Consider the following 12,775-nt stretch of genomic DNA (forward strand, 5'->3'; position numbering starts at 1 on the left):
AGAGATTCTTAAATCTGGAAAGCAAAGGTTAAGAGAAGGTCTTTGACACCCAGAAATTCAGTTCAACCGGGCCAATACGGTTCTGAATAAAAACCAAGTCAATTTTCGGCTTAAAGCTAGCATATTGACTGAGGACTGTCTGTTTTCCAGAGCACTTTTAGACTCTCTCTGGGGTACAGATTTCCAACTGCCGCTGGGGCAAAATAACTTCAAAGCTGGATCCCTGGCCCAGCTCGCTCTCCACCTGCACCTGACCTTGATGCTGTTGGGCAATGCTTTTGACGATCGCCAGCCCCAAACCTGACCCCGAGAGGCGACCGGGATCCCCGCTGCGAGCCGGATCTGCTCGATAAAAGCGATCGAACACATGGGGCAGAGCCTGAGGCGGGATCCCTGGACCGGTATCTTGTACCCGTACCACCAGCTCTGGGGATCCGGAGCGCAGCCGTTGTTCCAGCCTCACCTGCACCTCTCCTTGCGGGGGAGTGTGGAGAAGGGCGTTTTCAATCAGGTTGGTGAACAGGCGGGCCAATTGATCTTCATCTCCCCAAAAACCGAAGGGATCCACTTGGGCGGGAGAAGGTTCCGTCCCGCTCTCAGGGGCAGCAATCTCCAGCTGCAAGCGGATCTGTTTTTGGTTGGCCAGGCCCTGCAGCTCCTCCACCACCTGCAGCAGCAGAGCATCCAGCGCACAGCAACGGGGTTGGAAAGGCACCATACCGCTGTCGTGGCGGGCCAGAAACAGCAGGTCATCCACCAGACGACCCAGCCGTAAACACAACCGCTCCACCATCTGCCAGCGCTGCCGGGTGTCGGCATCCAATTGGGAATCCGCCAAAGCCACCTGTACCGCGGTTTGAATGCTGGCCAAGGGGCTGCGCAGCTCGTGAGAGGCGTCGGCGGTAAATTGCTTGAGCTGCTGATAAGACTGCCGGATGGGCTGCATGGCCAAACCGGAGAGCATCCAGCCAATGGCCCCCACACCCGTCAAGCCGGCCACCACCCAGAGGGAAAGATCCCGGATCAACTGTCGCGTTGGCTTGCTCACCTCAAACCAGGGATGGCTGACCCGCAGATAGCCCAGCAGCTTCCCACCGGCCACGATCGGCTCGGTGAACTGACGCAGCCAATACCCAGGAGCGATGCGGGCAGTGTGCAGGGATCCCTCGGTCAACAGGGGGGCAGGGATCCCGCCGGGCACCGTGGACCAGATGAGCGTTCCCTGAGGGCCGAACCACTCCAAGTCGATGTGATCGTCCTCTAGGGTGCTGGGATCATCCCGAAAGCTGGCCTCCAAGCTGCGGCGGGCTTGCTGCGGATCCAAGAGGCTCTCATCCACCACCAAAGACCGCTCGACAATTTCCACCACATGGCCAAGGGTATCGTCCACCCGTTCAATCAGGGTTGACTGCACGTACCAATAGAAGCTGCCGGCAAACAACAGCAGCAACACTGCCGTAACCGTTGTATACCAGAAGGCCAACCACTGCCGCGTCGCTTGAAACATGGGAGCTGCACCGCGGGGGGAAACGGAGTGGGGCTAGCTGTGAACACGGGGTTCGGGGTGAAGGGAAGACAAGATCTCGGCCTCCACCTGGAGTAGAGTATCGAGCCGCTCCTGCACCTGATCGGCGGGAAACTGATCCAAGGCCAAATCCAAATAAAGCTGCCAATGGCGCTCCTCCGCAGCCGCCAGCCAGAGATAAAACTGCCGCAACTCCAGGTCAGGCGCGTGGATCCCCAACAGGCCCAAGCGTTCGTGGCTGCGGGCCTCAATGATGGCTGCCACCAGCAGGGTATCCAACAGATGCTCCGGCTCGGAGCGGCGCAGGTGTTGGTTCAGACGACCGGCATAGGGCGCAGCCGACAAGGGCTTGATGGGGATCCCCAACCGTTGCAGGTGGCGATGCACCCGCTCAAAATGCTGCAGCTCCTCCCGCGCCAGCGGCGAGAGGGTTTCCACCAAACGCCCGTTAGCCGGGTAGCGAAAGAGCAGACTGAGGGCGTTGCCCGCTGCTTTTTTCTCACAGTTGGCGTGGTCTAGCAAGACCAGATCGATGTGCCGGATGGCCTGGTCGATCCAGTCCTCAGAGGTACGAGAAGCAAGTTCTAGAGCAAGCACAGGGTCGGTAGGAAAGGGTTAAGAGAAGTTCTAGGGACGAACAATCTCCACAGTAACCCGCCCCGTCAGCTCTGGGATCGGGGGATGACACTTGGTCAATCGGATCTTAGCTTTGCTGGCCCCTGTCTCCCGCAGCACCATTTCGGCAATCGCCTCCGCCAAACTCTCGATCAGCACAAACTGATTGCTTTTCACCAGTTCCGCAATCCCGGCCACAGCAGAACGGTAGTCGAGGCTATCACACAGTTGGCCGCTGAGAGCAGCCGGGCGCAGATCCGCCCACAACTCGAAATCCACCTCAAACCATTGCCCCAAAGCCCGTTCCGCCTCATCAAAACCGGTATAACCGTAGTAGCGCAGGCCGGAGACGAGCAGCCGATCCCGCAACTGCTCGGGGGGTTGCCGAGGGATCCGATCGGGATCCGGATAGGGCTGCTGACCGTCGCTGCTAACACTGGTGGGGATCTGTAGCTGATACATTTACGCTGAACACTGCTGAACATCGCTGTTCAACTATGCAGCGATAGCATTCTGTTTGTTTCCAACCAGAATGGCGGTATCCCGCAAAGCTTTGAGTAGAATACCCAAAGCGCAGTTTCCGTGTCGTCTTACTACCAATTTTCTGCTTTGCTTTGGCTACCATGTTGGCAGACTCGAAAGTAAACAGAAAGATCAACTGGTAGTAATCCGTACTGAACATATTATACATTATTTTCAGTATAGTTGAGCTTATTATTGACTAGAGTCATGCTCCATCACATCCTCCCAGCTCGACCTGGAGACCCCATCCCACAGGGCCTGACGAAACAACGAAACCTTGGCTCGACCTTAGGAGTCGGTTGCCCCCTGTTCCCATTTCCTTTTTGATTCCCTAAGGAATTGGCTCCGGGATCCCCATCCCTCAATGGCTGAGGGCCAACGCTCTCCCCTCTACGGTCGCTGCCATCTCCCGCAACAGATCTTCCGTCTCTTCCCAGCCGATGCAGCCATCGGTGATGGAAACCCCGTACTGGAGCGGCGCCCCTTCCTGCCAGGTTTGCTTGCCCGGATAGAGGTTGCTCTCCAGCATCAGTCCCATCAAAGCCCGCTGCCCCGCCTGGTACTGCTGTAGCACCGCTCGACAGACGGATCCCTGGTTGCGGTAATTTTTGTGGGAGTTGTCATGGGAGCAGTCCACCATCACCGAGCGAGGGATCCCTTGATCCTTCATCAGCAGTGCTGCCCGCGCCACATCTTCCGGGCCGTAGTTGGTCTTGCCCCCTCCCCCCCGCAACACAATGTGTCGATCCGGGTTGCCGGTGGTTTTTACCAAAGCCGTCATGCCATCTTGGCCGATGCCCAAGAAACTGTGGGGATGGCTGGCGGAGAGGATGGCATTGAGAGCGATTTCCAGCCGTCCATCGGTGCCGTTTTTGAAGCCCACAGGCATGGAGAGACCGCTGGCCATTTCCCGGTGAGTTTGGCTTTCGATGGTTCTGGCGCCAATGGCCGCCCAGCTCACCAGATCCGCCGTGTATTGAGGGGTCACCGGATCCAGCATCTCGGTAGCACAGGCCAGGCCCAGCTCGTTGATCTGCAGGAGAATGGAACGGGCCAGTTGCAAGCCGGTGGCAATGTCGCACGAACCATCCAGGTGGGGATCGTTGATCAGGCCCTTCCAGCCCACCGTGGTGCGGGGTTTCTCAAAATACGTGCGCATAACGATCACCAGGTGCTCCCGAGTTTGGTCGGCCACCCGCTTGAGGCGATGGGCATACTCCAGAGCCGCTGCGGGATCGTGGATGGAACAGGGGCCGACGATCACCACCAAGCGATGGAGATCCCGTCCGTGGATGATGTCGCGGATGGCTTGCCGAGTGGAGAGCACCACTTGCGCTGCCGTTTCCGTAAGGGGCAGCTTGGCCTTGACAGCAGCAGGGGCAATCAAGGGAGTCACCTCTTGGATGTTGCAATTGTCGGTTTGGGGGGGCATGGAACTGTCCTTAGTGTGCAAGTGGGTGGATGGGGTCGTCGAGCCATCAAAAAAGCCCTGGCGCTGGGCTCAGGGCTTCAGGACTGACTCGGGTAAACCTAGGTCTTTAGTTTACGCGCCACCCTTCCGCCCTGGTCGTTGCCAGGGAAAGGTAAAGTAGCCAAAAAAGGAAGCGCGCCAGACCATGCGGAGAGCAAACTTAAAACCTGTACGAGATAACTATACCCGAAAAAACCTCGTTTGACACCTCAGGGATCCGGTTTCCTGGCGGAGAGACCAGCGGGAAGTCTTAAGCCGACCGAGCCGCCGGCTTGGCAATCCAGTAGCCGCAGGGGTGTTCTCCCTGCACCTGCCAGGTGATGCGCTCTACTCGGCAATCGGGCAAGGCGGCAGCAAACATCTCCAGCTCGTGGCCGCAGACGCTGGGAAAGGTGTGGGCAATCTGGGCAATGGCGCAATTGTGCTCAACCAACACATACTGCTCGACGTAATACTCGGATCCCTCTGCTGCCATCGGCACAGTCAGGTCGGCAGGATAGGGGTAGTACTCCGCCATGTAACCCTCTGCCTGGCGCAACTGCACCAAACGCTCCAGCCGCTCCCGCAGGGATCCGGATCCCAGCTGGGCCTGATACTCCCGGGCTTTGCGCTGCCACTGGTGGTGGAGAAGGGATCCCATCTGCTCGGATCCCAGAGTTTCGGCCAGGGTGTTGAGCAGACCAAGGGCAAACTCATCGTAGCTGGCGGGAAATTGCTCTTCTCCCAAGGGACTGAGCTGATAGAGATGCTGGGGGCGGCCTAGGCCATTGGGTTGAGCGATATGTTGGATCAACCCCTCTGCCTCCAGATCCTTGAGGTGGCGGCGGATGGCCTGGGGAGAAATGCGCAGGTGCTCTGCCAGCGTTTGGGCGTTGGCCTGCCCCGCCTTGCGCAGGTAGACCAAGATGGCCTGCTTACTCGAAGCGGGTTGAGCGACCTGCCCGGTGATCTTGCGCGTGCTGTCCACCCTCGCCCTCCTGGTTAGACTGGGTTAATCGGCTGCCGCTGCCAGCACAGCTCTCTGCTATTTTGACAACGGGATCATTGCTAAAGTAACCTGAGGATCAGTTAAACAACAACTCTGTTGTTTTATTTGGCCATCTAGCTTGGTCGCGTTTCTACCCTGTCACTCTCTGAGAGCCATCCATGTCTACAAGTGTCCGCGCCCTGGTCAACCAGCCCTACAAGTACGGCTTTGTAACCGACATCCCCTCTGAGTCGATTGGCAAAGGCTTGAACGAAGAGGTGATTCGGCAGATCTGGGCCAAGAAAGGGGAGCCGGACTTTATGCTGGAGTTCCGGCTGCGGGCCTACCGCCAGTGGCTGAAGATGAGCGAGCCCACCTGGCCCAACGTCAGCTACCCGCCCATTGACTACCAAAACATTGTCTACTACTCGGCCCCCAAGGTGCAGCCCAAGAAAAAGAGCCTGGACGAAGTGGATCCGGTGCTGTTGGAGACCTTCGAGAAATTGGGGATCCCCTTGTCTGAACAGAAGCGGCTGGCCAATGTGGCGGTGGATGCCATCTTCGACAGCGTTTCGGTAGCCACCACCTTCCGGGAAAAGCTGGCCAAGGAAGGCGTGATTTTCTGCTCCATGTCAGAGGCGCTGCGGGAGTATCCGGAGCTGGTGCGCAAGTACTTGGGCAGTGTGGTTCCCATTGCCGATAACTACTACGCGGCGCTGAACTCGGCGGTGTTTAGCGATGGCTCCTTTGTCTATGTGCCCAAAGGGGTGCGCTGCCCGATGGAGCTCTCCACCTATTTCCGCATCAACAACGGCGAATCGGGCCAGTTTGAGCGCACCCTGATCATTGCCGACGAGGGATCCTACGTCAGCTACTTGGAAGGGTGTACTGCCCCCATGTTCGACACCAACCAACTGCATGCGGCGGTGGTGGAGCTGATCGCCCTAGACAATGCCGAGATCAAGTACTCGACGGTACAGAACTGGTATGCCGGCGACGAAAACGGCAAAGGGGGCATTTATAACTTTGTAACCAAGCGCGGCCTGTGTCAGGGGGCAAACTCCAAGATCTCCTGGACGCAAGTGGAGACCGGCTCCGCCATCACCTGGAAGTACCCCAGCTGTGTGCTGGTGGGGGAAAACTCGGTGGGCGAGTTTTACTCGGTTGCCCTCACCAACAACTACCAGCAGGCCGATACCGGCACCAAGATGATTCACGTGGGCCGCAACACCCGCAGCAAAATTATCTCCAAAGGGATCTCGGCTGGGCACTCCAAAAACAGCTACCGCGGCCTGGTCAAAATCGGGCCGAAAGCGGAAGGTGCCCGCAACTTTTCCCAGTGCGATTCCATGTTGATTGGGGATCAGTGCAGCGCCAACACCTTCCCCTATATTGAGGTGCAAAACAACACCGCCAAAGTGGAGCACGAAGCTTCCACCTCCAAGATTGGAGAAGAGCAATTGTTCTACTTCCAGTCCCGCGGCATCTCTGCGGAAGATGCTGTGTCCATGATCATCAGCGGCTTCTGCCGAGAGGTGTTCAACCAATTGCCGATGGAGTTTGCCGTAGAAGCCGATCGATTGCTGAGCCTAAAGTTAGAGGGATCCGTCGGCTAGGGGATTGCTCCCAATGCGAAGCTGAGCAAGTGGGCGAGGCCGCTGACACGCTGTGGGAGCAGGCGCTGCCATTCTCAGGAGAAGGGTAAGGGGTTAGGTAACTCCCAAGGCAGAGGGCTGTGATCCCCTGAAGCCAGAGGCGGCCCAAGGGCTTGGCGACGTTGCAAACAGCGCATGGATGCAGGGGGGGAGAGGAGATAATCAAGGAGTTTTGAACCGTAAGGCTAGGCAGGAGAAGTTCCCCATGAGGGCATTTCTGGAGGAGTTCAAAAAGTTCATCAGCCGGGGCAATGCCTTAGATTTGGCTGTTGGCGTTGTTATTGGAGGTGCTTTTGGGAAGATCGTGACTTCTTTCGTAGCAGATCTATTTACTCCGGTTTTAGGCTTGATGATTGGTGGAGTGAGCTTCCAGAACTTGGTCTGGAAAATCGGTGGAAGTCCTGAAGACCCAGTTACGATTAACTACGGCAGCTTTCTGCAAGCTGTGTTTGATTTTGTGATTATCGCTTTTGCCATCTTCTTACTGGTGAAGGCGATCAACACCCTACAGCGAAAGGAGGAAGAATCTCCTCCCACATTGCCCCCACCAGAAGTGGTTTTGCTGACAGAGATCCGGGATATCCTCAATCGCCACTCCCAATAGAGCTATAGGGGATCCTTAGGCCCAAAATCCAAACCTGGTTTAGGGATCCCTTAACCTTCCAATCCCTGCCCTTCAGTGGCAACTCTAGAGTCTAGCCATGATCCGTGAAAACAGCCCTGTCATCTTATCCGTTCGAGATCTCAGCGCCGAGATCGACGGCACCCCCATTCTCAAGGGGTTGAGCCTGGAAATTCGCGCCGGAGAAATCCACGCCATCATGGGCCCCAATGGTTCTGGAAAAAGCACTTTTTCCAAGATCTTAGCCGGCCACCCTGACTACAGGGTGACAGGAGGCGAGATCCTCTATCTGGGCAAGAATCTTCTGGAAATGGAACCGGAGGAGAGGGCTTGGGCAGGGATCTTTTTGGCATTTCAATACCCCATCGAAATCCCAGGGGTGAGCAACTTGGATTTCCTGCGCGCCGCCTACAACGCTCGCCAGAAATATCGGGATCAGCCGGAACTGGATGCTCTGGATTTTGACGACCTGGTACGGGAAAAGTTGGATATTGTCAAAATGGATCCCGTTTTTTTGGAGCGCTCTGTGAATGAGGGCTTTTCCGGCGGTGAGAAAAAGCGCAACGAGATCCTGCAAATGGCGGTGTTGGAGCCCACGCTGGCCATTTTGGACGAGACGGATTCCGGCCTGGATATCGACGCGCTGCGCATTGTCGCCCAGGGCATCAACCGACTGGCCGGCCCTGAGAATGCCATGCTCTTGATCACCCACTACCAACGCTTGCTGGACTATGTAACCCCCGACTACGTGCATGTGATGGAAGGGGGGCGTATTGTCATCAGCGGGGACAAGACCTTGGCGCTGGAGCTGGAAGAACGGGGCTACGACTGGATCAAAACTCAGTTGGGCCAAGAACCGGCAGCTGCGACATCTCGGCAGGAGAAAGAGGGATGAGCGCCACCTTGCCCAAACCTTTTGCCCCAGAGAGCCGCCTATTCCTGGAGCACATCCTCGGCCAAATCCCGGAAAGGCAGGATCCCTACACCACCCTTAGGCAGCAGGCCCGCGCCCAATTGGCCGAACTGGGGATCCCGACCCCACGGGAAGAGGATTGGAAATACAGCGATCTCTCGCCACTGCTGGCCCACAAGTTTCGCCTGGCTGCCGCGGGGGATCCGGCTCTGGATGCGGCAACCCTAGAACCTTGGCTTTGGCCGGAAACCAGCTATAGCCGCGCCGTGTTCGTCAACGGCTACTTTGCCCCCCAGCTTTCTGATTTGAGTGGCCTGCCCACCGCTTTGCAGGTGATCCCTTTAGCCCAAGCCCCAGGGGAGTTGCTGCAAACCCTGGCCAAGACGGATGTGTTTACGGCCCTCAACACCGCTCATCTGGGAGATGGGATCCAGATTGGCCTACAGCCCGGCCAGGAAGTTCCGTCACCGCTGCACCTGCTGTTCATAACGGTGGCTCCTGAGGGAGAGGCCGTTTTGGCCCAGCCCCGCTGCCTGCTGTCTTTGCAAGCCCACAGCTCCCTCACGCTGATCGAAGATCATGTATCCCTGGGATCCGGGATCCCCTTTGGCAACGCTGTAACCGAGATCCTCTTGGCAGAGGGATCCCGCTTGCACCATGTGATCCTGCAGCGGCAGGGGTCTCAGGCTTTTCACATCAACCAGACCGCCGTGCGCCAAAGCCGCAACAGCCACTACCGCCTCCAGGCCATTCAGTGGGGATCCCAGTTTTCTCGCCACAACCTGGAGATCACCCAAGCCGGAGCCCAGGCCCACACCCAACTGCAGGGGCTAACGCTGCTGAAGGGATCCCAGCACAGCGACACCCACTCCCGCCTGGTGCATCAGGCCCCCCACGGCAGCAGCCGCCAATTGCACAAGTGCATCGTTGACGAGACAGCCCATGCGGTCTTCAGCGGACGGATTCTGGTGAGCCGAGAGGCCCAACTGACGGACGCCGCCCAGACCAACCGCAACCTGCTCCTAGGCCCCAAAGCCCGGGTCGACACCCAGCCGCAACTGGAGATCTTTGCCGACAACGTCAAGTGTGCCCATGGGGCCACCGTCAGCCAACTGGAGGCGGAAGAGATCTTCTATCTGCAAAGCCGGGGTATTCCCCAAGCTGAGGCCAGGCAACTTCTCACCTGCGCTTTTGCGGCAGAAGTTCTGGAAGGGATCCCGTTGGCTCAACTTCCCGCCCTGGTGGCCCGCCAGTTGGCTGGGATCCCGTGAATCCAATCAATTCCAATAACAATAATAAGTTGTTGCTCCCCCATTACCCTCAAGAGTGACCAGACTTGGGCGTGATGGATAGGCATCACTGACGCGACAGAGATTTAGGAGCTTCCTTATCAATCCTCTGCAGTTGCGTTTTGCTGCAAATCTTGGGTTAGAAACGCTCAAATTACCACAGAGCAGGGGTTTTAGCCATTGTCATCACTGAGGAAATAGCCAGAATAAGAGTAGCCATTGACCCAGCGATGGGCGCTACGACAACTCGGTGAACGAACGATGTTTCCCTCTCTTTTAAATCCACGTGCAGCAGGCATACTCCTATCGGGAGCTGTCTTGGGCATCCACTGCCAGGTGGCCATGGCCGCTCCCTTCCGCGACACCTTTGGTCACTGGGCCCAAGCCTACATTGAGACCCTCTCCGCTCAAGGAGTGTTGAACGGCTTCCCCGATGGCACCTTCCGCCCCAATGAGCCGGTTACCCGCGCTCAGTTTGCCACCATTGTCAATACCGCTTTCCGCCTCCGCAATACCTCCGGTACTTTTATCGGCTTTCGGGATGTGCCCCCCACCCACTGGGCAGCCAGTGCCATCTCGACGGCAGCAGCCAACAATCTGGTGGCAGGCTTTCCCGATGGCACCTTCCGTCCTGAGCAGCCCGTTACCCGCACCGAAGCGCTGGTGGTTTTGACCAACGCCATTGGCAACACGGGAGCGATCCCAGCCGCTCAGCCCAGCGATCTCTTCAGCCGCTACCGAGATGCGGCAGCCATCCCCAATTGGGCCCTGGCACAACTTGCGGCGGCCAACCGCGCCGGGTTGATCGTCAATTATCCAGACCCGATGCTCTTGGAACCCAACCGTCCCGCCACTCGCGCCGAGGTAGCAGCCTTCACCCACCAGGCCATGCTCAGCCGGGGATCCTTGGTGGCGCAAAACCCAGGGGGATCCCTCTCCGGTTCCCAGCCGGGCTTCGACCTGCGCCTTTCCACGCTGGCGGCGGGCACCTTGATGCAAACCACCACCCCCTTCAACGAGCGCCTCTTCATTGCCCCCAACGAAACCCGGCCCATGTCTTTGATCGTCCGCAACCCGATTCGCAACGCCCAGGGGGATATTCTGGTGCCTTTTGGCTCACGGGTGGATGGCCGCTTTGAGCCGGCCCCAGGGGGCACCCGTTTTGTGGCGGAAAGCATTATCGTCAACAACCAACTGTTCCCCTTGGCTGCCCAATCGGACATCATTCACGATGTCAAGGATCCCCGCTACACCACCACAGGCAAAATCATTCAGGATGCAGCCATCGGCGCGGCAGCGGGCGCCATTCTCGGCTTGGTAACCGGAGACAATGCCATTGCCACAGAAGAAGTGCTGGGGGCGGGGGTGGCCGGAGCGGTAATTGGCAATGTAACGGCACCACAGGTGGTGGTGCTGGATCCCAATCAGGTGATCGAGTTGCGCCTCACTCAGGATCTGGCGCTGGCCCCGACATCCCGATAACCGGTGCAAGGCCGGAATCATAAGTGGTGTCGGCACGGCTATCTCCCCAGCCAATCCAAGAGGGTTGTTCCCCCCCACCACAGGCCGATCAAAATGGAAGTGGTCAGCAGTCCTCCTGCTACACAGATCAGGGATCCCAAGCTGCACAGGATCCCGTCTTCTTCCAGGAGGCCAAAGGCGGTGACGAAAACCCCCATTGCCGGCAGGGTGTTGGTGCCTGGAACGGGGATGATCATGGAAATCCCCATCAAGCCGATCCAGGTGCCCAGCCAGACTTGGCCGAGCCGTGTGGTGCAGAGCTGCCGCCAGCGGGGACGGGCAATGTTTTCAATACGCTGCAGCCACGGGATCCCAGCCTGCGCCCACTTTTGAAATTGCTTCCGTTCAACAGAGGTCTGCAACACCCATTTCGGCAGCCAAGGGGTGGTTCGCCCTGCCACCAGTTGAAGGGCCAGCAACACAATGAACACACCAAAGGGAGTGGAATAGCCGGGAGCTGGCAGCGGCAGAGCAGAAGGGAAAGAGAGCACTGCCAAAAAGAATCCAAAGCTGCGCTCGCCCGCCAGTTCCAGGATGTCTTCGATGCAGATCGACCCTTCCGGAGGGAGTTTGGGCTGCTCTGGGCTATCGGGAAGGCAGGAAAGCCGGGCTAGTTCTTGGGATAGACGGGCCATGGAAGCTACAGCAGGCAAAGTTTGGAAACGGGTGAGCGCTATTTGGAAAGCCAACGCTAGCCTACTGCAAATTCAAACTGTGTTGGATATCTTGAGCAAAGGGGTGGTTTTGGAGAGGTGACATGCTCGGCAACAGGCTCAACAGGGCCGAGAACATCAGCGGTCTGGAGCAATGGCAGAAGTATCCAACTCAGTTCGGCAGAGGGGGTCGTAGGCTAGGATGGCCCCTGCTGCTGGGATCCCTACTGATAGTGGGGCACGGTGTGGCCCTGGCAGAAGCGCAGTTGGAGGTGGGCACTTCCACCACCCTATCCCCGCAGGCAGCTCCGCCGGTGTTACCACCCCCCCCTGTGAGAGTCCGACAAATTTCCGTGGATACCGATCCCGAGCAAACCGCCGATATGCCCCTTTCCTTGATGGCTGAGCAGGTACTGGAGGCAGTGTGCGAAGCGCAAATTGATGCTCAGCGGGCCTTGGCTCTCATGCCCGACCTGAGCGAATCCCATATCCGTGCTGCCTGTCCGAAGCGACTGATCCCCAAAAGCTGAAGGGGCGGCCCCAAGTTGGCGCTGAAAAGTAGCCGGAAATACGTTCACTGCCAAGGAAAGGTGGTACTCAACCTGTGTACCTCTTTCTTCAGAGAGCCTTCCATTTATGATCAGCCTTTTTATGAGAGAGCCTGTCTGGTAGGGATCCTGGCGGGGGAACTCAACCGAACAGGCAAGCTGGGGGCGCTCTAGCGTGGACTTTGAACTACGGGCCGGGGAGATTTACGCTCTCCGAGGGGAGAATGGCGCCGGGAAAACCACCCTGATGAACATGCTGGCGGGCCTCTACCAGCCGGATGCTGGCGAGATTCGCCTGCGGGGCCGCCCAGTGCGGATCTGCTCCCCACACCAAGCCATCCAACTGGGCATCGGTATGGCGAAGCTTATGTGGTGCAAAGCTTTACAGGTACCGGCAACATTGTTACACTGACCTAAGATTGTCTGCATCATTGTGCAAATAAATTCACAGACAGCCTATAAGTTTTGTGCGGA

13 protein-coding genes and 1 pseudogene are annotated in these 12,775 nt (G+C 57.8%); 8 read left to right on the plus strand and 6 right to left on the minus strand.

All coding sequences use genetic code 11. From position 1 onward, the window contains the following. Positions 1-157 precede the first annotated feature (157 nt). From ACVW0B_RS08910 to sufR, 5 genes are all read right to left on the minus strand, one after another. Positions 158-1,507 (minus strand): sensor histidine kinase, encoded by a 1,350-nt coding sequence (locus tag ACVW0B_RS08910; RefSeq protein ID WP_414424544.1) that lies wholly within the window; start codon positions 1,505-1,507, stop codon positions 158-160. Positions 1,508-1,540: 33 nt separating this feature from the next. After that, on the minus strand, positions 1,541-2,122 hold the full coding sequence (miaE, locus tag ACVW0B_RS08915; RefSeq protein WP_457395001.1) for a tRNA isopentenyl-2-thiomethyl-A-37 hydroxylase MiaE: 582 nt from the start codon (positions 2,120-2,122) through the stop codon (positions 1,541-1,543). A 30-nt stretch (positions 2,123-2,152) separates the two neighbouring features. Then, positions 2,153-2,602: a dihydroneopterin aldolase gene (gene folB, locus ACVW0B_RS08920; protein WP_457491482.1), complete on the minus strand. Its 450-nt coding sequence runs from the start codon at positions 2,600-2,602 to the stop codon at positions 2,153-2,155. A 421-nt stretch (positions 2,603-3,023) separates the two neighbouring features. Next, positions 3,024-4,094 carry a 3-deoxy-7-phosphoheptulonate synthase gene (locus ACVW0B_RS08925; protein ID WP_414388446.1) on the minus strand — a complete coding sequence of 357 codons (1,071 nt, stop codon included), beginning with the start codon at positions 4,092-4,094 and terminating at the stop codon, positions 3,024-3,026. A gap of 289 nt (positions 4,095-4,383) precedes the next feature. Continuing rightward, on the minus strand, positions 4,384-5,100 hold the full coding sequence (gene sufR / locus ACVW0B_RS08930) for an iron-sulfur cluster biosynthesis transcriptional regulator SufR (RefSeq protein WP_414357848.1): 717 nt from the start codon (positions 5,098-5,100) through the stop codon (positions 4,384-4,386). Between the two features lie 179 nt (positions 5,101-5,279). Between sufR and sufB the strand changes: the two genes are divergently transcribed. The 5 genes from sufB (at position 5,280) to ACVW0B_RS08955 (ending at position 11,061) form a co-directional block, all read left to right on the plus strand. Next, the gene (sufB, locus tag ACVW0B_RS08935; protein ID WP_414349663.1) at positions 5,280-6,716 is read left to right on the plus strand and encodes a Fe-S cluster assembly protein SufB; all 1,437 of its coding nucleotides are present in this window, start codon (positions 5,280-5,282) and stop codon (positions 6,714-6,716) included. 244 nt (positions 6,717-6,960) lie between these two features. Continuing rightward, positions 6,961-7,359 carry a large-conductance mechanosensitive channel protein MscL gene (gene mscL / locus ACVW0B_RS08940; protein WP_011431004.1) on the plus strand — a complete coding sequence of 133 codons (399 nt, stop codon included), beginning with the start codon at positions 6,961-6,963 and terminating at the stop codon, positions 7,357-7,359. 97 nt (positions 7,360-7,456) lie between these two features. Continuing rightward, entirely contained in the window at positions 7,457-8,272 is an 816-nt protein-coding gene (gene sufC / locus ACVW0B_RS08945) for a Fe-S cluster assembly ATPase SufC (protein ID WP_457491483.1), read from the plus strand. Continuing rightward, the gene (gene sufD / locus ACVW0B_RS08950) at positions 8,269-9,561 is read left to right on the plus strand and encodes a Fe-S cluster assembly protein SufD (protein WP_457491484.1); all 1,293 of its coding nucleotides are present in this window, start codon (positions 8,269-8,271) and stop codon (positions 9,559-9,561) included. The genes sufC and sufD overlap by 4 nt, the downstream gene beginning before the upstream one ends. Before the next feature lie 336 nt (positions 9,562-9,897). Next, complete coding sequence (locus ACVW0B_RS08955) at positions 9,898-11,061, plus strand: S-layer homology domain-containing protein (protein ID WP_457467046.1); 1,164 nt, start codon at positions 9,898-9,900, stop codon at positions 11,059-11,061. A 38-nt stretch (positions 11,062-11,099) separates the two neighbouring features. On the opposite strand, the gene ACVW0B_RS08960 is transcribed toward ACVW0B_RS08955, so the two are convergent. Further along, entirely contained in the window at positions 11,100-11,735 is a 636-nt protein-coding gene (locus ACVW0B_RS08960) for an exopolysaccharide biosynthesis protein (RefSeq protein WP_457491485.1), read from the minus strand. On the opposite strand from ACVW0B_RS08960, the gene ACVW0B_RS08965 reads away from it, so the two are divergent. The 3 genes and pseudogenes from ACVW0B_RS08965 to ACVW0B_RS08975 all read left to right on the plus strand — a co-directional run. Beyond that, positions 11,734-11,856: a hypothetical protein gene (locus tag ACVW0B_RS08965; protein ID WP_457491486.1), complete on the plus strand. Its 123-nt coding sequence runs from the start codon at positions 11,734-11,736 to the stop codon at positions 11,854-11,856. The two genes, ACVW0B_RS08960 and ACVW0B_RS08965, sit on opposite strands and share 2 nt — an antisense overlap. 1 nt (position 11,857) lies before the next feature. After that, entirely contained in the window at positions 11,858-12,283 is a 426-nt protein-coding gene (locus ACVW0B_RS08970; protein ID WP_414522542.1) for a hypothetical protein, read from the plus strand. A 193-nt stretch (positions 12,284-12,476) separates the two neighbouring features. After that, a pseudogene (locus ACVW0B_RS08975) lies at positions 12,477-12,659 on the plus strand (ATP-binding cassette domain-containing protein); the annotation flags it as partial. Positions 12,660-12,775 lie beyond the last annotated feature (116 nt).

It is taken from the genome of Thermostichus sp. MS-CIW-23 (assembly GCF_054059455.1).

Excerpts from the sequence above, each read along its gene's own strand:
- ACVW0B_RS08910 (WP_414424544.1), bottom strand. The coding sequence starts at position 1,507 with ATGTTTCAAGCGACGCGGCAGTGGTTGGCCTTCTGGTATACAACGGTT.
- folB (WP_457491482.1), bottom strand. The coding sequence starts at position 2,602 with ATGTATCAGCTACAGATCCCCACCAGTGTTAGCAGCGACGGTCAGCAG.
- ACVW0B_RS08925 (WP_414388446.1), bottom strand. The coding sequence starts at position 4,094 with ATGCCCCCCCAAACCGACAATTGCAACATCCAAGAGGTGACTCCCTTG.
- sufB (WP_414349663.1), top strand. The coding sequence starts at position 5,280 with ATGTCTACAAGTGTCCGCGCCCTGGTCAACCAGCCCTACAAGTACGGC.
- mscL (WP_011431004.1), top strand. The coding sequence starts at position 6,961 with ATGAGGGCATTTCTGGAGGAGTTCAAAAAGTTCATCAGCCGGGGCAAT.
- sufC (WP_457491483.1), top strand. The coding sequence starts at position 7,457 with ATGATCCGTGAAAACAGCCCTGTCATCTTATCCGTTCGAGATCTCAGC.
- sufD (WP_457491484.1), top strand. The coding sequence starts at position 8,269 with ATGAGCGCCACCTTGCCCAAACCTTTTGCCCCAGAGAGCCGCCTATTC.
- ACVW0B_RS08965 (WP_457491486.1), top strand. The coding sequence starts at position 11,734 with ATGGAAGCTACAGCAGGCAAAGTTTGGAAACGGGTGAGCGCTATTTGG.
- ACVW0B_RS08960 (WP_457491485.1), bottom strand. The coding sequence starts at position 11,735 with ATGGCCCGTCTATCCCAAGAACTAGCCCGGCTTTCCTGCCTTCCCGAT.
- ACVW0B_RS08970 (WP_414522542.1), top strand. The coding sequence starts at position 11,858 with ATGCTCGGCAACAGGCTCAACAGGGCCGAGAACATCAGCGGTCTGGAG.